This is a genomic window from Halobacteriovoraceae bacterium, assembly GCA_020635115.1.
In the GTDB taxonomy this organism is placed as follows: Bacteria; Bdellovibrionota; Bacteriovoracia; order Bacteriovoracales; family Bacteriovoracaceae; genus JACKAK01.
The window spans coordinates 140996-162059 of record JACKAK010000003.1 but is presented as its reverse complement, the minus strand read 5'-3'; the positions used below and the strand labels follow the sequence as shown (position 1 = coordinate 162059).

16 protein-coding genes are annotated in these 21064 nt (G+C 34.7%); 8 read left to right on the top strand and 8 right to left on the bottom strand.

What is annotated here, in order from left to right; translation table 11 throughout:
• Nucleotides 1-38: 38 nt before the first annotated feature.
• On the top strand, nucleotides 39-1739 hold the full coding sequence (locus H6622_05285; GenBank protein MCB9060912.1) for a hypothetical protein: 1701 nt from the start codon (nucleotides 39-41) through the stop codon (nucleotides 1737-1739).
• Nucleotides 1740-1742: 3 nt separating this feature from the next.
• Here the strand turns inward: H6622_05285 and H6622_05280 are convergent, their stop codons facing one another.
• A complete protein-coding gene (locus tag H6622_05280) occupies nucleotides 1743-1919 on the bottom strand; it encodes a (2Fe-2S)-binding protein (protein ID MCB9060911.1) in 177 nt (58 codons plus the stop codon).
• A gap of 216 nt (nucleotides 1920-2135) precedes the next feature.
• Here H6622_05280 and H6622_05275 point away from each other — a divergent pair, with 216 nt between their 5' ends.
• From H6622_05275 to tsaE, 6 genes are read left to right on the top strand one after another with little or no spacing between them, the layout of a single operon-like run.
• Nucleotides 2136-4109 (top strand): sigma 54-interacting transcriptional regulator, encoded by a 1974-nt coding sequence (locus tag H6622_05275; GenBank protein MCB9060910.1) that lies wholly within the window; start codon nucleotides 2136-2138, stop codon nucleotides 4107-4109.
• 24 nt (nucleotides 4110-4133) lie between these two features.
• Nucleotides 4134-4946, top strand: a complete 813-nt coding sequence (locus H6622_05270) for a TIGR00159 family protein (GenBank protein MCB9060909.1) — start codon at nucleotides 4134-4136, stop codon at nucleotides 4944-4946.
• A gap of 3 nt (nucleotides 4947-4949) precedes the next feature.
• On the top strand, nucleotides 4950-5861 hold the full coding sequence (locus H6622_05265) for a YbbR-like domain-containing protein (protein MCB9060908.1): 912 nt from the start codon (nucleotides 4950-4952) through the stop codon (nucleotides 5859-5861).
• 27 nt (nucleotides 5862-5888) lie between these two features.
• On the top strand, nucleotides 5889-7250 hold the full coding sequence (gene glmM / locus H6622_05260) for a phosphoglucosamine mutase (protein MCB9060907.1): 1362 nt from the start codon (nucleotides 5889-5891) through the stop codon (nucleotides 7248-7250).
• A gap of 7 nt (nucleotides 7251-7257) precedes the next feature.
• Nucleotides 7258-8799, top strand: a complete 1542-nt coding sequence (locus H6622_05255; GenBank protein MCB9060906.1) for an NAD(P)H-hydrate dehydratase — start codon at nucleotides 7258-7260, stop codon at nucleotides 8797-8799.
• Nucleotides 8796-9227: a tRNA (adenosine(37)-N6)-threonylcarbamoyltransferase complex ATPase subunit type 1 TsaE gene (gene tsaE, locus H6622_05250; protein ID MCB9060905.1), complete on the top strand. Its 432-nt coding sequence runs from the start codon at nucleotides 8796-8798 to the stop codon at nucleotides 9225-9227. Before H6622_05255 ends, tsaE begins: the two co-directional genes overlap by 4 nt.
• Before the next feature lie 6 nt (nucleotides 9228-9233).
• Here tsaE and H6622_05245 read toward each other — a convergent pair whose 3' ends face one another.
• From H6622_05245 to H6622_05230, 4 genes are all read right to left on the bottom strand, one after another.
• Nucleotides 9234-10685, bottom strand: coding sequence for a glycerol-3-phosphate dehydrogenase/oxidase (locus H6622_05245; GenBank protein ID MCB9060904.1), 1452 nt, complete (start codon nucleotides 10683-10685; stop codon nucleotides 9234-9236).
• A gap of 12 nt (nucleotides 10686-10697) precedes the next feature.
• Complete coding sequence (locus tag H6622_05240; GenBank protein ID MCB9060903.1) at nucleotides 10698-12065, bottom strand: hypothetical protein; 1368 nt, start codon at nucleotides 12063-12065, stop codon at nucleotides 10698-10700.
• Nucleotides 12066-12133: 68 nt separating this feature from the next.
• Nucleotides 12134-14689, bottom strand: coding sequence for a preprotein translocase subunit SecA (gene secA, locus H6622_05235; protein ID MCB9060902.1), 2556 nt, complete (start codon nucleotides 14687-14689; stop codon nucleotides 12134-12136).
• A 17-nt stretch (nucleotides 14690-14706) separates the two neighbouring features.
• Nucleotides 14707-15825: a M23 family metallopeptidase gene (locus H6622_05230; protein ID MCB9060901.1), complete on the bottom strand. Its 1119-nt coding sequence runs from the start codon at nucleotides 15823-15825 to the stop codon at nucleotides 14707-14709.
• Nucleotides 15826-16098: 273 nt separating this feature from the next.
• Between H6622_05230 and H6622_05225 the strand changes: the two genes are divergently transcribed.
• A complete protein-coding gene (locus H6622_05225) occupies nucleotides 16099-17259 on the top strand; it encodes an NnrS family protein (protein ID MCB9060900.1) in 1161 nt (386 codons plus the stop codon).
• A 16-nt stretch (nucleotides 17260-17275) separates the two neighbouring features.
• Here H6622_05225 and H6622_05220 read toward each other — a convergent pair whose 3' ends face one another.
• From H6622_05220 to H6622_05210, 3 genes are read right to left on the bottom strand one after another with little or no spacing between them, the layout of a single operon-like run.
• On the bottom strand, nucleotides 17276-18940 hold the full coding sequence (locus tag H6622_05220; protein MCB9060899.1) for a VWA domain-containing protein: 1665 nt from the start codon (nucleotides 18938-18940) through the stop codon (nucleotides 17276-17278).
• A gap of 1 nt (nucleotide 18941) precedes the next feature.
• Nucleotides 18942-19727: a CbbQ/NirQ/NorQ/GpvN family protein gene (locus H6622_05215; GenBank protein ID MCB9060898.1), complete on the bottom strand. Its 786-nt coding sequence runs from the start codon at nucleotides 19725-19727 to the stop codon at nucleotides 18942-18944.
• Nucleotides 19720-21063: a cbb3-type cytochrome c oxidase subunit I gene (locus H6622_05210; protein MCB9060897.1), complete on the bottom strand. Its 1344-nt coding sequence runs from the start codon at nucleotides 21061-21063 to the stop codon at nucleotides 19720-19722. The genes H6622_05215 and H6622_05210 overlap by 8 nt, the downstream gene beginning before the upstream one ends.
• Nucleotide 21064: the final 1 nt, after the last annotated feature.

Below are 21064 nucleotides of genomic sequence, written 5' to 3'. Positions count from 1 at the left end.
CGGTACTTTTACCGATAGTTTTTAAAGGAGTCATTTAAATGATAGGAACGGCAAAATTAACCACTTTATTATTGTTGATAATTATTAATCATGCGTACTCACTTGTTCCGGTTGAGAGTCTCCTCTTGGGTGACATAGCACAGTTTGAAGAAGAAAGAAAAAGAGATCCTGTTAACTATATTTTTAGAAATGTTGAGCGAATTGAAGACTTCTCTAAAAATTTAGACAAACGAAGAAGAGTGGCCTACCTCAGATCTCTCGTCCAGCAAGGCATAACTCTTAAGAACTATTGCAAAGATGCCAGAGAAATTGAATATACTAGTTCATGGCATAAAAGCCAGGTTGCGAGGGCCACCGCATCGGCCTTACAGTGGATTGGGCTAGACTTCTCCACTAAGGCGATAGCAAAATACGCTGATTATTTTAAGTTTTCAAAAAGTGAATATGAAAATCTCGTAAATGATCTTATCTCAAATAAATGTTCTCAAAATATTACTGTGATCTCAATAGACCAACTAAAAAAAAACATGCTATCATACTACGACTCTGTTAATGATAATGATTTTTACAAACTTCCTTCGATTAAAAATGATCCTTTTCTTTCTCCAAAACTAGATAAATTTATTTCTGAAGAAAAATGGATGGAACGAGAATTTCTCTATACTGTAGATATCTTTAGAAATATGTGTTCATGGGGTTTAAGTACAGAAAATTATCGATTGATGAGTATGTATTTACGTGATCCATTTATAATGTCATTAGTAATAAATCAAATGAGTTCTAATCAATACTATTGGAACGAAAAAACTAATGAGAATTTTTTAATCAAAGATGAAAATACTGTAAAAGTTAATTGCGAAAATTTAATTTGCCGAAAAGTTGACCAGCTCAATTTCGATAAAAACTTCATCAGATCATTAGGATCAATAAGTGTTAAAGATGACTTATCAAGACTATACTGTTCTGAATTTAGAGTTGCTGATTTTCGGTATAAAACCATGCCTGCTGAACTTGCTAATATTGCCAAATCATACTCATTTGAAGAGATGTATTTGAACACCTCGCACTTTGTGTCTCTTATTACGGCCGTACCAAATTTTTTCTTACGAATGTCTAGCTACAGTGAGGGAGATAATTTGGCCAGAGCAAATCTAGACACTCTTTGGGACAGATGGGCCAAAGATCAGAATGATTTTTATTCGAGAGATCTCTACTTTGAAGAGCCACTCAGTATAGAAGTTGTCGACCGAAAATTTTATTTTGATCGAAGTAAAAGTAATTTCTCAGTTCACTTTGATATAAATATGGGTGAGTTCGATAGAATTTCCCAACTTGCTGGCAAAGTTGGTGCGTATTTTAATTTGAATATTTCAAGACCGTTTTTAAAATGGGTAAGACTGGCCATCACTGGCCGAGATCCAAAAAAGCAAAACATGCCCTATGTAAGGTGGAGATTAAAAATCAAGATAGAAGATGCCCTAAAAGAAGTACATAATAAGTTCTTAATTAAACCATGGCACGGTGATATTTCAGATCTTCTCGTCGATGAACTACTAGTTCAATTATCTAATTACAAGGGAGAATATTTCTTGGTTGATGTAAATGAAATGTACCAAATTCCAATTCATTTTAATTTTGGGCCCTTTGCCCTGAAATATATCCGCTACGAATATTTTCATATACCTAATAAAATATCTGGCAAACTTAAAAAAAGAAGAGGCGAATTAGTTTATAAATAGAACTCATTTCGGTTTTTTTTGATCCTTCGCTGCCTGTTTTAAAACTGTATGTTCATACAAACATATTCCGCAGTCATCTCCAACTCCCAATCTCTTGAGAGCTTCAGTTGGATTATTTGATTGCTTGATGGCCTTCTCAAGCATTTCTTCCGTGATGCTTTTACAAACGCAAATATACATTTAAGACTCCTATTTGCTATATAATCCTATAGTTAGGTATATCAAACTATCGTCTTGAAGGCCATACACCTTTAGGGTAAAAAGATAATTTGTCGTAATTACTTATACTTAGATAAAACCGCCTATTTTAGGGCCGACACTTTTTTTTGGCACAACTCTAAAGTTGCTAACAATTTCTGTCGATTAACAGATGTAAATTACTGATAGGAGTCAAGTATGCTGGCAAGCTTTTCAGAATTCAAATTCTTCCAGTCCTTTAGAATCCCTGTGGAAAAGGGGGACGATTTACGATTTCTTGTGCAATTTGATGAAAGCTACAATAAGTCAGAGTATGTTGAAGATGCAACTTTAGTAGATATTTCTGTTACCGGATTGGGTTTTTCTACAAAATCTAGATTATCCGTGGGAAGTGATCTCACAATTTCACTGAATTTTAGAAAACATCAAATTGAGCTATCAGGAATTGTCGTTAGATCATTTTCACAAAGTGTGGATGATGAAGAAATTATTTATGGAGTAGAATTAGACGAAGATAAAAAACTTTCAAAATTCTTACAGGCCTATATTATGAGTTTTTCTCCAGAAAGACTTAAAGAATGTCTCATTCAATCAGCTCTTAAAGAAAAATATACAAAGGCCTCAGATGGTTTTGAAATGTTCTCTTTGCTATTGTCCCTTTTTAAAGATATTACAAATTTTGGAAATAAAGAGGGCTTTCTAGATAATATGGTTGAGGAAGTGGTGAGAATATTAAATGCCACAAGGGCCTCAATCTTTTTGATAAATCCAGATAGTAATGAACTTGAGGCGATATCTGCCATGGGAGTAGAAAAAGATTCACTTAAGTTTGACTATCGTTTAGGAATTGCAGGTTCGGTTTTTACGACTGGTGTTGCTTTAAATATTGATATTTCACAAGATAGATCTCGTTTTAACAATGCTTTTGATAAAAAACTAGGATTCGAAACCAGGTCAATCATTTGTTATCCAATTCAAAACAGAGAAGAGAAAATTATAGGAGTCATAGAAGTATTGAATAAGAAAAATGACGATAGATTTAATGTCGAAGATGAAAAAACAATGAAAGTAATGGCACTTGTCTTTTCATGTGTTTTTCATGACTATAACCCAATGTCTGAAAAATCTCAGATTAGAAGATTTTCCGCTCCTTCTGATCGAAAGCATGTCATTATTGGAAGAACGTCCCATATTTCGCATCTTAGAAATACAATCATAAAAATGAAAGATTTAGATGAGCCTGTATTAGTTTCTGGTGAATCAGGTGTTGGAAAAACTTTATATTCTATTATTTTACATGAAGAAGGCAAAAGAGGACTTAATCGATGTGAAATAGTAAACTGTGGAGATAAAGATATCGAAACACTACAAATGAAACTCTTTTCTATTAACGAAGAAGAAAATGTATTTTTGAAGAGTCGTGGTGGAACAGTTGTACTTAAAAATATTGAAAAACTTAGTGATGCTTTCCAATCTAAACTTTTTAAACAACTTACTAACTCAAGAGTAGAGGGAGCTGTTTATACATTTGATGCTAGAACAATAGGTACAACAAGTGTCGATTTAGGAGAAGAAGTTGATGAGGGAAATTATCATTCTGAACTTTTTGAAATGTTTTACCGGGCCTATGTCCATATTGAACCTTTAAGAAGAAGACAAGATGATGTTCCACTTTTAGTAGACTATTTTTTGAAGGCCGAATGTAAAAGAGAGGGACTACTTCTCAAAAGCTTCTCTGAAAAAGCAATGCAAAACCTTATGAATTATGACTGGCCATTAAATATTAAAGAACTTAAAAGATGTGTAGAGCGTGCTGTTCTCTATAATCCCAAAACTCATGTTATCACAGAAGTTGAAATGGAAAATTCTGCTGCGCCACTGCTTGATACCGATGTGAAAAAAAGAATATTTGGAGATCTTCCCTTTGTGAGTGATTTCAATGTAGCATTAAAAGATAGACTGGCCATTGTTGAACGTGAAATGATTATTGGAGAAATCAAACGCAATAATGGAAATAAATCTAAGGCCGCCAAGGAAATGGGGATTAGTCGAGAAGCTCTGCGTAAAAAACTCCTCTATAGCCAAGAAATCTTAGATAGTTTATCTAATACAAATAATGAACCTAAAGTGGCGACTCTCACCCTTATCAATGGACAGAAGAAGGCCGCTTAATTTCAATATAAAGGGGCCGAAGAAGTGGAATATTTCTCCACACTCTTTAATCAATTTACCATCAAAGATCTCATCGATATCTTTATTGTAAGTGTGCTTTTTTACCAGATCCTATCCATCATTAGAGGAACGAGAGCAGTTCAGGTATTAGTTGGAGTTGCTGTATTATCAGCACTCTATTGGATTGGAATTACCTATGATCTTTTTGCATTAAACTGGCTCCTCGATCATCTGTTTTCTTCTTTTCTGATATTGCTTATCATTATTTTTCAGGAAGAGTTCAAAGCTGCGCTTGCTAAATTTGGTTCTGGTGGCCATATGTTTGATAATGCAAAAAAGGATGAAACAATAGTCGAGCTCACTGAAATTATAGAGTCTTTAAGATTGCTTTCCCGAGAAAAAATAGGGGCAATCATCGTAATTGAGAATCATCAAGGACTCTTAAATTTTATCCGCTCTGGAACTAAACTTAATTCCAATTTACACTCTGATCTGATTTATTCAATATTTCAATCAAAGTCGGCCCTGCATGATGGAGCAATTATTGTCTCTGGTGGCAAGATTGCTGCAGCTGGATGTTTTTTACCTTTATCAAATAGTTTAGGAATAGATCGTAACCTAGGAACAAGGCATAGGGCGGCCTTAGGATTGAGTGAACTCACCGACGCTCTTATACTTACTGTAAGTGAAGAAAAAGGAACGATATCTCTATGGAAAAATGGAGAGAGGGAAGTTTACGAAGAATTATCTCTTCTGTTTAATAGGTTAAAATCAATTCTTTCGAGAAATAAAAAAAATAGCAAAGTTATCAAAAAACAACTTATGGCCGGGAAATAAAAGATGGCCATAAAAATAAAACTTTACAAGAGAGTAGGATTAAAATTTATTTCAGTCTTTACAAGTTTTTTAATATGGTTTCATGTTATAAATTCAGAACCAATCGAACAGGGACAGCAAGTTAAGTTCTTGGTTTATCCTCCTAAAAATCAGGCGATTGTAAGTGAAATACCTCTTCATCTTTACTTCACCTTAAGAGGTCCAAGAGCTTTTTTAAATGCCACTACATTGCAAAACCAAAAAATCATTGTGAATCTAGAGTCTATGGAGCAGAGTAGTAAGAACAATTATCGCATTCAATACAATTCAAGTATGCTTAATTTACCTTTTGGAGTACAAGTCGTAGGCATGAGTCCGCCTTTTATTGACATCTCTGTTGACAAAAAAATCCGAAAATTGGTTGAACTCAAAGTAAATACTGCTGGTAAACTTGGTAAAAATTATGAATTTGTGAATTCTAGAGTAAATCCAGATAAAGTTTGGGTAACAGGGCCTAAAAAAACGCTTAAGAAAATCAAATTTTTAGAATCTCAAATTGTAGATGTCACAGGTTTTCAGGAATCTGGCAAAGTAGAGTTAGATTTTCCTGATTTAAGTGAGACGATAAGTTTTGAATCAGAGGAGAAAGTTTTTTTTGAATTTAAAATACGTCCAACAAAATCAAATTATCGCTTAGATAAGCTTCCGATCTATTTTTTAGGAACACAGCGTAATTTCACTTCTGAAGCGAAATTTGCTTCAATTTCTGTTTTGGTTCCAAACAAGGATTATATTCTCAAAAGCGACCAGGTCCAGATAGTAGCGGAGATTCCTGACAATCTTCACGGAAAGGCCAGAATAAAACTCAAGGCCAAGCTTCCCAAAGAGATTCATCTTTTACAGATTCACCCTGAATATATTATGGTAAACCTATAAAAAACTACTCAAAATGAAGGTTTATTGATGTCGAGAACATTATTTGGGACAGATGGGATGCGTGGCAAGGCCAATGTCTATCCAATGACCGCACACATGGCCATGAATTTAGGTCGGGCCGTAACACAATATTTTAAGGACCATATTAAAGGAAAAGAACACCCATTGATTATATTAGGTAAAGACACTCGTTTAAGTTGTTATATGCTAGAACAAGCTTTTTCAGCTGGAGTTCTTTCACAGGGGGGAAAAGTTGTACTTACCGGCCCCTTACCAACTCCGGCCGTTGCCTTTATCACAAAATCAATGCGGGCCAATGCTGGGGTGATGATTTCGGCCTCTCATAATCCCTATTATGATAATGGAATAAAAATCTTTGATAAAAATGGACTTAAACTTTCTGATGATATTGAGGAGACACTCGAGCAAATGATTCTCAATCCAGAGTGCATTGGTATTGTTGAGGGGGAGAAACTTGGAAACGCAAAAAGATTAGATGAAGTTATTGGAAGGTATAATGTTCATGTTAAATCAACGTTTGATTCTTCGTATGAACTGAGTGGAATGAAACTCGTTATTGATTGCGCACATGGTGCTTCTTATAAAGTTGCCCCAATGGTTTTCTCAGAACTTGGAGCAAGAATCTTTAGCTTAGGTGTTCGACCAAATGGTAAAAACATTAATGATAAATGTGGGGCCTTGTATCCTCAGAATGCTGCATTAAAAGTGATTGAAACAAATTCTGATTTAGGATTTTGTTTTGATGGGGATGCCGATAGGTTGATCGTTTGTGACAATAAGGGACAAGTTGTTGAGGGAGATCATCTCATCGGTTTATTTGCAAAACTCCTTTTAGATAAGGGAATTTTGAAACAAGGAGATGAAGTTGTAGGTACGATTATGACTAATCTAGGTCTTGAAAAATACTTAAATGCCCTTGGACTTAATTTATATAGAGCAAAAGTTGGTGATAGATATATAATTGAAAGAATGCAAGAGTGTGGAAATGTACTTGGAGGAGAACCATCAGGTCACATTATTTTTTCAAACTATAGTACTACTGGAGATGGTCTACTTGCTGCCCTGAAAGTTATTGAGGCCATTAAATTTTATGGCAAAAGTTTATCAGACTTATGTGGTGAATTTAAATTGTATCCTCAAATACTAAAAAATGTGAACGTTAAAGAAAAAATTCCGCTCTCAGATTTACCAACAGTTCGCAAAATGATTGTTGATGTTGAAAATCAACTTGGCCAAAAAAGTAGGGTATTACTTCGTTATTCAGGAACTGAAAATAAACTTAGAATAATGGCCGAAGGAGATGACGAAGTTAAAGTTCAGGAAGCTGTGGATAAGCTTTATGAATTGGTAAAAAGTGAACTGAGCTAGGTTTAAGATGAAAGTTTTAAGCAAACAGGAAATGATTACTTTTGAACAAGATTTATTTGCTAAAGGTTTTCTAAGCGAAGATGATGTTATAGAAAACATTGGTTTCGAAGTTTCAAAAATTATCAAAAAGAAATTCCTTAAAAATATGAGTGAAGTTATTGTACTCATGGGACCTGGTAATAATGGATCAGATGGATTATCAATTGCAAGATATCTGCATCATTTCAAATTTGATGTGAGTGTTTTTAGAATGTTTCCGGATAAAAGTCCAAAGGCACATTTACAAAAACAAATTAAAATGTGTGAAGACCTGGGAGTTAAATTTTTAAAAGATAAAAACATGAGTGCTCTTAATGATTTATTAAGAAAGCCTGATCATAAATATCTCATTATAGATTCAATATTTGGTACCGGTTCCAATAAACCTCTACCAAAAGATTTGCAAATCTTGGCCAAAACTTTAAACGAAAGTCAGCATAAACTAATTGCCATTGATATTCCATCAGGAGTCGATGCTGATACTGGTGAAATAAATCAAATCGCTTTTAAAGCTGATACAACTTTTACTATTGGATTTCCCAAAATTGGGTTATTTATAAATGATGGAAAATTTCATTCCAAACATATAGAAGTAATAAATGCACGCTTTCCTCATTATGATAAATTAACCAATATCAATTTTATTACAGAACATGAAATGTCTTCAGTGATTCCAAAAAGAAATCCCTTTGCTCATAAAAATAATTTTGGACATCTCCTTATCATTGGAGGGCAACTTGAGATGCTTGGGGCCTCATGCTTGTGCGCTCAGGCCGCTTTAAGAAGTGGAGTAGGTTTAGTAACTGTCGCTGTTCAAAAAGAACTTTTACACACTCTTCAATCAAAACTACCCATAGAGGCGATGTGTATTGATTTAGAACGCATAAACGAATCAATGAATTTTTCAACTATTATTATTGGCCCTGGTTTGGGACAAAATTTTAAATCAAATATTTTGCTTATCGAAAATATTCTTAGCAAATTCAAATGTCCCATACTATTTGATGCTGATGCTCTGAACACTCTTTCTGAAGATAATAATCTTTGGAACACTCTGACTCATTACCCTGGAGAAGTCATCCTAACTCCTCACGTGGGTGAATTTGCAAAACTAAGTGGACTAAGCAAAGATGAAATTTCAAAAAATACACTAGATTCTATAAATAAGTTAAAAGAAATCGATAAGGTAAATATAATTCTCAAAGATACTGCAACTGTGTTGATTCGACCCAAAGATGGAATAATTTTTGTCAATTTTTGTGCAAATAGTGCCTTGGCCAAGGGAGGAAGCGGAGATACATTATGCGGTATTCTTGGATCTCTTATAAGTCAATTTGAGGCCAAAAAGGAAACGTATATTTTATCTGATGTTCTTTCATTGGGAGTATTTATACATTCACTGGCCGCAAGATTGGCCGCACATAAAAAAGGCGAGTATTGCATGCAAGCAACAGATCTAATTGCAAAATTACCAAAGGTTTTTAAGAAACTCGACAGGAACGTCTCATGAGCATCATTAGAACATGGAAAAAAGTTGATAGAGAAGACATTTTATTAGTGGCCAAGGAGGTTGGCGAGCATGTTGACACTCCTTGTGTGCTTTTTCTTGAAGGAGATGTAGGCGCCGGTAAAACTACATTTACTAAGATTTTTGTTGCCGGCAAAGATGTTGAAGTGACCTCTCCAACATATTCAGTGATAAATGATTATAATGAAATCTTACATGCTGATTTTTACCGTCTTGAATCACCTGAAGATATCATTCATCTAGAACTTCCACTTTATTTAGAAAATAAAAAATACTTTATCGTGGAGTGGGGAAAAAAATTTGTAAATCATCTTTCTCGTGAGTTGGATTTTGAATTCAAATTTTATCAACTCTCTATTGAAATCCAAGATAATAATACGAGAAACTATACTCTTGAAAAATTAGATTAATCCGACCTAATAATGAGTGTAGTTAAGAATATCTTCTTTGGTGATGAGTATCTTTTTTTCCAACTCAGGTAGAAGTCGTAAGAAAAAATCATCAAAATTTTCAAATAATGGCCAGTGTTCTTTACTGGGAATTGAGAGTCTTCTATAAACTAAGTCTTCAAAAGTTCTTACTTTTTCCTCTTCTACGATTTTAAATACAAGCTCCTGGGTTATTTCATGGCCAGAGAACGAATTGTATAAACATGTCCTGTGTAATGGGGATTCCGTCAATCGAGAATTATACCTTCCACCTACTGAATTAACAATTGCTCTGGTTATTCCTTGGGCCATTACTCTGAAGGTTGTGTATTTTCCACCTGCAATCACAAATGTGTTTTTATTAATCTGAAAGACCTTATGTTCTCTGGCGGTCTTTCCAAGTGTTGCACTCGAATCATCTATGACCAATGGACGTACGCCCGCAAATGATGAAAGAACATCAGAGCGGTTCAAATTCGCATTTGGAAAATATTCATTTACTGTTTTTAGCAAATATTCGACCTCTTCATCAGTGGCCTTAAGATTAAAGAAATCCCCATGAATTTTTCTTTCTGTTGTTCCAACTAAAATTTTTCCTTTTTGTGGGACGACAAAAACAACCCTATTATCTTTGGTTTGGAGCAACATAGGATTTTCAATTTCAAGAGAAGTGTCTTGGATCCAGATGTGAGTTCCACCTGATGGAAGAATCTTTGAGGGCCAATGATAGGTTTTAGAATTGTACAGTTTTCTAAGAACAATATCCGTGAAAGGGCCTAATGCATAAATGATATATTTACAAGTAATCGTTTTTTCTTGGCCCTCTAAAGTATCACGAATCGTACATGTATTGAGAAAATCTTCTCCTACTTCTACTTTGAATAGTTCAGTGTAGTTTCTTGCCTGACAATTTTTGTGAGTTAGTGCATCAAATATAACGGCCAAAGTGAGTTGAGCATCATCCATAACAGCGTCATAGTAAACTCCACAACCACTTAATCCATCAAACTTTAGGCCAGGCACTTCATTTATTGCCTCATTTGGATTTAAAATTCTATGTGGGGAATTTTTAAAACCACTTAAAAGGTCATATAAGAAAAAGCCTATTCTTAACATCCAAAACGGACGTTTTGAATTATTATAAACTGGAAAATAAAAAGGGCGCTCCTCTGTCAGATGAGGGGTTAGTTTTAGCCACAAATTTTTTTCATGTAGTGCCTCCCAAACCAACTTAAAATCAAAATTTTCTAAATATCGAATTCCACCATGCAACATCTTCGAACTACTTTGGGATGTTTGAGAAGAAAAATCAAATTTATCAATCAAAAGGCAATTCATATTATGCATGGAGAGATCTCTCAAAAGACCAGCTCCTGTGATTCCACCACCTACAATGAGTACATCGTAATAATTATCAATTTCAGAAAATCTATTTTGCATATGTTTCTTCTATCAATCTTCAGGGTTTTTGGCCAGAACGGCGTTGCCTGTACAAGTTATTTTATAGCGAGACTCTTTTGAATCAATACTCTGAATAGCTTGAAGTGCACTTAAAGGTGTTAATTGAAAATTAATATTCACAACGGCCGTGGCCCCTAATTCATAGGCCTTTTGTCTTAGTTTATATGTCAATCCTTCGTAAATTTCAGCGAGAGTTCCTTGATAACGTCCGGCCAGCGTTGACTCAGCTATTTCATCGTCAGATAATAATTCTTTAATTTCTCTAGTAATATTTGTAATTTCAAATTCATTTTCACTTAAATTTTTATCTTGATAAAGTTCATGTTCATGCACTAACTCATGTTCAGTAATAACACCAAGATATTCAACTATGTTTTTATTCTCTAAATTTGGAGTCGTTGTAAGTTGAACGTCTTCGATAACAAATTCTTTTGGCCTTTTATAGAAATGCAATTCCTTGTTTTGTCGAATATTTCCTCGATGAACAAGTCCTCTTTCTTCTCCACTATATAAGTCTGAAGGATGAATTTTTTCAGATAGTCCCATTTCTATATCAAATGTATTGTTTCTCAGTTTATGACAAATTTGAACGGCCAGATATTCACCCAATTGAGACACAATGACATTACCTGTTTCAATACTTTTTTCAAAAGTCGATCGGTTGTCTTGATCTAATACTCCAAATTCACTAAGAATTCTTAAAATTTCCTGGCCTTCTTCTTCATAAGAAATATTTTTTATAAGTAAAGTATAGGGCGGATTCCCAGGAGCAGCACTTTGAGTTGGTGAAATTGTTTTTCCAAATTCTGCTAAATCTTTGAAATTTTCTTTAGGTACTACAACGGGTTCATTTATCTCTTCTACTACTTGTGAATTTTCAAAAGATTCATAATTATCAGTTTCAGAGATATGAGTTTCTGGAAGAGGATCTTCGGCCATTGAGGTAAACATTTCTTCTTGGCCGGATTGAATTTCAAATGAATCCGTCTGACCTCCAATCGATTGCAAAACAGATAAATCTTCAGATTCAAAAGACTCATCCTCTAAATTGACTTCAGAGGTTGAGTCTATATTTTCATCTGGATCCCATGGAGCTTCTCCAATATTATCTTCATGCTCATATTCTTCATCATTTGATGAAAATTCACTCACTTCTACGATCTCACTGGCCTGCCCAAACTCTTCATGAAGTGCCGAAGGTTCGTCTTCAATAAAATCATCATCTTCAGGCATTTGAGGAAGATCTTCAGAACTGTGATATGAATCTAATTGGGCATCTATTTCAGGATCATTCGTATGTATAAAATCCGAAATATCCTCTAATCTTGTGAGATCTCTTTTTTTCTTAGAATCGCTCATATATCATCCTCAATTGACTCTCGTTTCATTTTACCATGAAAGTCATTTGATACAATTATGAACTTAAATTATTTACCATGACAGTGTTTAAACTTCTTGCCTGAACCACAGGGACAAGAATCGTTTCTGCCAACTTTTTTACTTGTTCGCTTTACTGGAGCGTTTTGCCCGGTTTCATTTAACTTCTGTGCTCTTTTATGGGCCTCTAGTTGTGCATCGAGTTCTTCTTGTTGTTTTCTGCGCATTTCCTTGATTTGCTCAATCTCTTCCCTTGTGTAAAGTTGAACTGAAAACATATTTTGGATAATATTTTCTTTTATTCTAATCCTCATGTCCTCAAATGCTTGATACGAAGCACGCTTGTATTCAGTGAGCGGATCTTTCTGTGCATAAGCTTTTAAATTGATTCCCTCTTTAATATGATCCATTCCTAAAAGATGATCTTTCCATTGATGATCAAAAACAGAAAGGAGGATCTCCCTAAGCGCAATTTTAATTTGTTCTGCTTCGTATTTCGAAAATTTTTCTTCAAGAATCTCCTTTGCTTTAGTGGAAATATAATCAGTAATCTCACTATTGAATTTCTGGTTACACTCTTCTGGGGAAATTTCCATTTCCGTAAAAAATGTTGACCTGAAATTCTCTCTAAGTGCATTCCAATCCCAAGACTCAATAGGTACTTTTCTCTCAGGCCTGTAATTTTCGACAAGCATTTCTGCGACATCTTCTGTCATCTCTTGCACTATTCCCCAGTTATCCTCATCCCCCAAGATTTCACGACGAATTCGGTAAATAACACGCCTCTGCTCATTCATCACATTATCGTATTCCAAGAGATGTTTACGCATTTCAAAATTATGACCTTCAACTTTTTTCTGCGCTTTTGCTATCGCATTTGTAATCATTTTATGTTCAATAGGCTCATCCTCTTCCATTCCTAAAGTGTCCATAACTTTATAAATTCTATCACTCCCAAATACCCTCATAAGATCATCTTCAAGTGATAAATAAAACTTTGATAGACCAGGATCACCTTGTCTTCCTGAACGACCTCTTAATTGATTATCAATTCTTCTTGATTCATGCCTTTCTGTTCCTAATATACACAACCCTCCAAGGGATTTTGTTTCCTCTGTGAGTTTTATATCTGTCCCACGTCCGGCCATATTTGTAGCAATGGTAACCGAACCTTTTTGTCCGGCCTTGGCCACGATCTGGGCCTCTCTTTCATGTTGTTTGGCATTTAATACTTCATGAGGAATGGCCCATTTGTTCAATTCTCTCGCTATGATTTCAGAACTATCAATAGAGATTGTACCCACAAGAACAGGCTGACCCTTTTCGTGAAGATCTTTGATCTTATGGCAAATGGCCTTATATTTTGCTTTTTTATTCTTATAAATAACATCAGCTTCATCAATTCTTGTTATTGGTAAATTTGTAGGTATTACAACTACATCCAAATTATATATTTTTCTAAATTCCTCAGCTTCTGTTTCGGCAGTTCCTGTCATACCTGAGAGTCCACCGTATAACTTAAAATAGTTCTGAAATGTAATAGATGCCAAGGTTTGATTCTCAGACTTAATATCTACATTTTCTTTTGCCTCAACTGATTGATGAAGCCCATCACTCCAGCGAGATCCTTCTTTTAAACGACCGGTGAATTCATCAACGATAATGACCTTGCCATCCCGAACCACATAATCAACGTCTATCTTAAATAAATGCCAGGCCTTTAAAGATTGGTTTAGATGATGTAAAAGCTCTGTGTTTTGAATACTGTAAAGATTGTCTAGCTTTAACAAGTCTTGAATCTTCACAACACCTTCATCGGTCAGAGTGATATTTCTCGCTTTTTCATCAACTTTAAAATGAACCTCAATTTCTAGTTTTGGAATAATCCTGTTGGCCACATGATATAGCTCAGAGCTTCCTTCACTTGGGCCTGAAATCAATAAAGGCGTTCTCGCTTCATCAACAAGAATTGAGTCAACCTCATCTACGATGCAATAATTATGTCCTCTTTGAACATAATCTTCCAACGTGAATTTCATATTGTCTCTCAAATAATCAAAAGCAAATTCATTATTTGTTCCATAAGTAATGTCTGACTTGTAGGCCACCTGTCTTTGTTCATCACTCATATCATTGACAATCGCTCCTACTGTTAGTCCAAGCCAATTGTAAAGAACACCCATTTCCTCAGCATCACGAGTTGCTAGATAATCATTGACGGTTACAAGATGAGCACCTTTTCCACTAATACCATGTAAATATAACGGGAGAGTGGCCGTTAGAGTTTTTCCCTCTCCAGTTTTCATTTCAGCTATTTTGTTCTCATAGAGGACAATTCCTCCCATAATTTGGACATCAAAGTGTCGCATACCCAAAACTCTTTTTGAGGCCTCTCTAACTGTTGCAAACGCTTCCGGAAGTATACTGTCCAGAGTTTGCCCATCTTGTAATAATTTTTTAAGCTTAGGAGTTTGAGCTTGAAGTTCTTCATCACTCATTTTTCGCATCATTTCTTCAAGTTCATTAACCTTTACAACCAAAGGTTTCATGGTCTTCAAATCTCTGTCGTTTTTTGTTCCGATAACTTTTTTAATAATGTGTAACATTCTCTCCCCTTAGCAACTTAATCTAAAATAAAATATAATGGATCGACAGTTGTACCATTGACACGAACTTCATAGTGCAAGTGAGGGCCTGTAGAATAACCAGTGTTTCCTACCGTGGCCACAATTACACCGCGTTGTATGCGTTGACCTTTTTTAACTTTTACTGAATTAGCATGTGCATATATAGTTTCAAGTCCGTAGCCATGATCCAGCTCGACAACATTTCCAAAACCAGGTTTTCTACCTGAATAGGTTACAATTCCATCGGCAGGAGCTATAATAGGAGTTCCTGTTTTAGCTCCAACATCCAAACCTTCGTGCATTTTTAAACGTCCTGAAATGGGGTTTTTACGAGGGCCATAATATGATGTGATCCAGCCATTAGAAGGTAGTAGGGTAGGCATAGATTTCAAAAAAGAATCTCTATCTAATAAAAATTGATCTAGCTCATGAACTTGAACTTCCAAATCCTTAAAGACAGATTTTAATTCATTGAACTGGAAGTCAAAGAGTGCAAAATCTTTCGCAAGCAAGAAACTTTGATTTGTGAGTGTTGACCATTTTTTTGTATATGCGTAAGAAGTTTGTAATCCAAAAGCGGAAGCAATTTTTTGTTCATATATATTTACTAAAGTCTTATATTCTGCCTGCGTTTCAAAGGCATTTAACTTTTCTAATGGATTCCCTAGGACATCATTTTTTTTGGGTTTTGGATTATATGAGTGTCCCTCATCTTTTGGGATCTCACTATCAACTCCTCCTTCACCTGAATGATTATGTGATGGTGGTCTTTGATCATCCATCAAAGGTCTAGATAGATCCATTTCATCTAGGCCTGTAATAATTCTCAATTTTTTTTCAAAAGTATGAATTCTTTCTAAGTCATCAGTGAGTGTATTTATTTTTCTTTGAAAGAGTTGAATCTGATCTTTTAGTTGGCGGTTTTCTATTGTTAGATGTTTATTTTCGTAAACTTCGCGTAAAATTTTCCAATAGTCATAACCTAGAATACCAAGCATTATTACAGAAATTACTGCAATAAAAACAAACGAGTGAAATATCACCCGTGGAATTCTAAAAGTTTTTACGCCTTTCTCCCTTTCAGGGATTACCATTACTGTTAAATATTTATCCACATATGACCCTTCGTGTATAAATGTACGACCATTCTAGACTATGGCCATCAAGTTCGTCTAGTTATCTTAGGTAGACAATAAAAAAAGTAATTTTATGCTGCTTAATGTAAGACATTGTGCTTTTACTTGATTAAAAATCGTTAAAAAATTTAAGGTTCTTTTTATGCCATTTCATAATATAAAGAATAAATTCATATATTTTTTATGAGAAGTATTATGAGTCATATTTATAACCTTAAATGAGTAAGTATAAAAAATAGAGAATGAGTTATGATGAGTTCAGTTTGTAAAGATCCTTTTCGTTTGTGTTTTCCTGTAGCACTTTTTTTTGCTTTTTATGCATGCATTCTATGGATTGGCTTTGCTCTTTTCGATATCGGGGAATATCCAGGGACAAGACATGCTGAGCTTTTCATCGGAGGATTTATATTGTTTTCTATTCTAGGCTTTCTAGAAACAGCAATTCCTAGATTTACCCAAACTGATTTTGCAAAAAAAAGAGATATAATAATGCTAGTGATTCTAACATTTTTAGCTGTATTAAGTACCATTTTTAATCAAGAAAAAGTGTTTTGGGTTGCAAACCTTCTTGGTCATTTACAGCTGTTTTTCTTTGCTTTTTCACGTTTTCGCAATAGAAAATCTAATCCTCCATACACTTTTGTCTTTGTAGGTCTGGGTCTAGTTCTTGGGCTTATAGGTTCTCTTATTGTAACGACTTCTTTGTTTATTAATCTATCATGGGAAAATGCGAGTAAACTAGGAAAGGTACTTTATTATGATGGGCTCCCAATGGCACTAATATTTGGTGTTGGAGGAAGGCTCATTCCAGGAATATTAGGACATACTCAAATTGTAAATAAACAAAGGCAAATCTATGAAAGACCTATTTCTTTTTTAGATACGATACCGTTATCTCTATATTTAATGGGTATACTCTTCATATTTGGTCTGAGTTTTGATTTTTTTGGTAAGATTGTTATTGCTTATATTTTTAAATCAATCGTCATTGCATTCATCGGATTTAAATACTGGAGAGTTCATGAAGATCCAAGTGAGTCAAAATGGCACGGTCATATTATTAGAGCATCTTGTTGTTTTATGATGATTGCAACTTGGACAGTCGTTGTTTTTCCTGACTATGCTCTTAGTATTAGACACCTTATTTATATTTCAGGATATTCACTTATGACTTTTCTTGTGGCCGGAAGAGTGGTCCTGGCCCATAGTAAACAAGCGAATATGGAACTTGAAAAAAGAGTTTTTCCTTATGGAGTGATTGGGTTTATCTTCATTCTCGCAGCACTAACTAGGGCCAGTGCTGAGCTTGTAGAGAATTCATTTATCTTTCATCTAGGATATGCAGGGTTAATGTTTCTAATTGGGTTGTTAATTTGGACATTAGTATTCGCCAAGAAGATATTAGAATTTTAAAAAATATTCAATTCTATTAAAGCTGATTTTCAAGAAAATAAAAAAAGCATTCTAAGAGTTTTTCTTCGTCGAATACATATGTGAAATTTTGCTTGTCAAAGATTTTGGTTATTGTTCTTAAATTTGATTTACAGAAAGAAAAAACATGACCATTTATTCCATCTTTACTAAGTTCTTGAACGGCCTTCCTTACATCTCTTATTCCATGCTCACCTTCATATTGATCATAGTCTGTTGGTTTCGCATCACTTATTACAATTAAAAATTTTTCTTTTGCCTTACAATTACTTAAGATTTCACGACTATGTCTAAGAGCTGCACCTATTCTTGTGTACCCTTTTGGGATTAAGCTCGCAATTGACTTTAGTCCATATTCAGTTGAGTCATTAAAACCTTTCAATTCTTCAACAACACAACGATTACGTGTATTACTGTAAAATGAATAGCACGCAACTCTATCTTCAATTGTTTTGAATACTTTGAGTAAAATAGATCCAACATTTTGTGCCATATCAAGAACTTTTCTATTCTCTATATAAGAGTCTGTCGACAAGCTTGTATCTATTAAAAATAAAAAGGCAACATCAAGACTTTTTTTGTAGTCTTTGGTGAAAATTCTAGGATAGTCTTGTAAATAAACTTTTCTTTCTACTTGATATCTAATGACTTCGTCTAAATCGATCTCTGGCCCTTCAAGCTGTTTTTTAAATTTTTTATTCTCATTGAATAGATAATAAAAGCGATGCTCACATTTTTTATACAGCTTAATGTCAAAATTGAAAGGGAGCGAGTTATTGTGCTCCATTTTCACTTCCTTAACTCTACACCAACGTTCTCTGTAGCGGGCCTCTTTGTAAAACCACTCAGGATAAGTGAAATAATTTTGGTCACTATTTTCATCCAATGTTACAATCGTTGCATTTTCTAAAATAGCATCAGATTTTACAACAGTGTTTGTAGGAGTGTTTGAGCGAGTCACTGAATCAAGTTTTAGCTCATCAAGTGCTTCCTGTGATACATCTTCATCATTTCCATCTGTATCTCGGTTACCTCCTGAAAAATCATCGAGGGTTTTAACTTTTTCAAAATTATGCAAAACAGGATTTACTTCGTCTTGCTCTAGCTCTTTATAATCTGGTCTTCCAGATGTATTTATTTGGACTTCTTCCTTTTTGTCGTATCTCTGAATGTCGAGTTCACTCTCTTTTGCTTCATTTGCCTGAAATATTGATGTTTTATTTTCTGGTAATATAGGTGCAGGGAAGCGACCAATCCCAAAAGGCCATTGGCTAAAATTAGAGTACTTTTTTAGAATTAACTTACTTATACCATCTGATAATTCATTTTGTTTCAAGAAATAATCTTCATTTTCTTTAATAAAAAGTTTTCTCTCACATGCTTCGTAATGAGTAAGTATGAGATATTTATAGTGATGAAAATTGTCGATTTCATTTTCATGGAAATTCAATTTTGTTGGCAGAAATATACAATCAATTAGAGACAATGTATGGACATCCGTACCTATTATCATAATTTTTTTCTGATGTAGCATGGAGGCCAACATCTCAAGTCTATGTTTAACATCTTCAAGTAAGCAAGGAGTGTTGTTTCTAAAAGGATCTTTTTTAAGTCCTTTAAGCTTTTGATTTAGAAAACTAAAGATTAATTCATCTAAACTCATTTTAAAATTTCAGGTTTGCCAGATCGTTTAAAGAGCTTATTATATCATTATCTTCGCTTAGGGGATTTATTATACAAACATTTACTGCTCGTCTTTCAGATACTCCAGAATGAATCATTTTTGCAGCATTCACTATTAATCTAGTAGACGCTGATTCTGCCAAATTGTATTCGGATAATGTTCTGATATGCCTAGCAAAATTAACAAGTTTTTTAACAACAGAAAGATCTAAAGAAGATTCGTTTGCTACGATTTCTATTTCAATATCCTTTGGTGGATAATCAAAATTGAGTGCAACAAATCTCTGGGCCGTAGATGGCTTCAGTTGTTTGTAACCTCTTTGATATTTGGGGTTATAGCTAATCACAAGTTGAAAATTCTCAGGGGCCCTCAACTTTTCATTAGTTTTATCAATAAATAGAGTTCTTCTATGATCAGTAAGGGAGTGAATAAGTACAGTAACATCTTCTCTGGCCTCTGTGATTTCATCAAGATAGAGGATTGCCCCATTTCTAACGGCCTTTGAGACAGGGCCATCAATCCATTCCACCTCATTATTCTTGAGAATATACCTACCAATGAGATCTGAAGCTGAAGTGTCCTCATTACAGGACACTGTGATCAGCTCATTTTGATTTTTATTTGCGCAATACTCTATAAAGCGAGATTTTCCACAACCAGTAGGACCTTTAAGCATAAGAGGAAGTTTATTTTTTTTAGAATGGTCAAAAATTTCTTGCTCAAAACTAATTGGCCTATAATAAACTTCCCCTATTTTGTTATTCATAAATACTTGTACCTACTAATTCATTTCTAGGGATGCCATGTCTAACAAAGTTTACAATGAAGCATATACATCCAGTTATGAATACTGTCGCGGCAAGGAGTAATCCAAAGAAATGTATCTCTATCTCACTTTGTACTTGCAAGAACTCAAGTCCGCTTTTTCTTTCTAAATAAACTTGAGAAACACCTGCAATTCCAAACGCGATAGTCATAAGAATCATTCCTATGTTTGAGCTCCAGAATGAAAAAACACCGAGTTTAGAATCATGTAATCTTCTTCCTGTAAGTTGTGGAAGGGCATATGTAATTATCGCAATCACTATCATGGCATATGCTCCCCAAAAAGCAAGGTGTCCATGCATAGCTGTTACAAGAGTTCCATGTGTCCATAGGTTTACTTGTGGTAATGTATGAGCGAAACCTAAGAATCCTGCTCCTACAAACGATAATATTGCACAACCTATAGACCAAGATAGTGCCATTTTATTTGAATGATTTCTCTGGCCCATACTTTTAATTTTTAGTGCATAAATCGCCATACCTAAAAATGCAAGTGGTTCAAGAGCAGAGAAGACACCTCCGACCATAAGCCAATATTTTGGAGTCCCTATATAATAGTAGTGATGGCCAGTACCTAATATCCCTGAAAGAAATGTAAACCCAACAATAACATAAAGCCATTTCTCTGCAATTTCTCTATCCACGCCGGTAAGTTTAATGAGTAAGTATGAAAGAATTGCTCCCATGATTAATTCCCAAACACCTTCAACCCATAAGTGAACAACCCACCATCTCCAGAAAGAATCCATGGTTTGAGAGTCTGTATTAAGCATTCCTGGAAGGTAAAGCAATGCGGCCATCAAAAGTCCAAAAAAGAGAACAATAGATGTAGTTGTATATTTTTTTGCCTTCCAAATTGTCCCTCCAATTACATAGATGAACATAAGCACATTAACCACAACTAGGAAATCTAGCTGTCTAGGAATTTCGAGAAATTTTCTTCCTTCCCACCAATTAAAATGAAAACCTATTAGAGCAGTTACTCCAACAACAACAAGTGAAACAAATTGTAGGAGAGCAACTTTTGGTGCTATAAGCTCTCTCTCACATTCATCAGGGATGATGAAATAGGCTGCACCCATAAAGCCAGATAAAAGCCACATAACGAGGCAGTTTGTATGTACAGCTCTTGCTGTGTTAAACGGGATCCAGTAGTGTAGAACATCATAACCCATATGAGCAAAGGCCATTACAAGTCCGTACAATAGTTGGATACTAAAAAGCAACATGCTAAGAGCGAAAAACCAATATGCTATTTTTTGTGATTGATATTTCATG

Coding starts and splice junctions, on each gene's coding strand:
- H6622_05285 (MCB9060912.1), top strand. CDS start 39: ATGATAGGAACGGCAAAATTAACCACTTTATTATTGTTGATAATTATT.
- H6622_05280 (MCB9060911.1), bottom strand. CDS start 1,919: ATGTATATTTGCGTTTGTAAAAGCATCACGGAAGAAATGCTTGAGAAG.
- H6622_05275 (MCB9060910.1), top strand. CDS start 2,136: ATGCTGGCAAGCTTTTCAGAATTCAAATTCTTCCAGTCCTTTAGAATC.
- H6622_05265 (MCB9060908.1), top strand. CDS start 4,950: ATGGCCATAAAAATAAAACTTTACAAGAGAGTAGGATTAAAATTTATT.
- glmM (MCB9060907.1), top strand. CDS start 5,889: ATGTCGAGAACATTATTTGGGACAGATGGGATGCGTGGCAAGGCCAAT.
- H6622_05255 (MCB9060906.1), top strand. CDS start 7,258: ATGAAAGTTTTAAGCAAACAGGAAATGATTACTTTTGAACAAGATTTA.
- tsaE (MCB9060905.1), top strand. CDS start 8,796: ATGAGCATCATTAGAACATGGAAAAAAGTTGATAGAGAAGACATTTTA.
- H6622_05245 (MCB9060904.1), bottom strand. CDS start 10,685: ATGCAAAATAGATTTTCTGAAATTGATAATTATTACGATGTACTCATT.
- H6622_05240 (MCB9060903.1), bottom strand. CDS start 12,065: ATGAGCGATTCTAAGAAAAAAAGAGATCTCACAAGATTAGAGGATATT.
- secA (MCB9060902.1), bottom strand. CDS start 14,689: ATGTTACACATTATTAAAAAAGTTATCGGAACAAAAAACGACAGAGAT.
- H6622_05225 (MCB9060900.1), top strand. CDS start 16,099: ATGAGTTCAGTTTGTAAAGATCCTTTTCGTTTGTGTTTTCCTGTAGCA.
- H6622_05220 (MCB9060899.1), bottom strand. CDS start 18,940: ATGAGTTTAGATGAATTAATCTTTAGTTTTCTAAATCAAAAGCTTAAA.
- H6622_05215 (MCB9060898.1), bottom strand. CDS start 19,727: ATGAATAACAAAATAGGGGAAGTTTATTATAGGCCAATTAGTTTTGAG.
- H6622_05210 (MCB9060897.1), bottom strand. CDS start 21,063: ATGAAATATCAATCACAAAAAATAGCATATTGGTTTTTCGCTCTTAGC.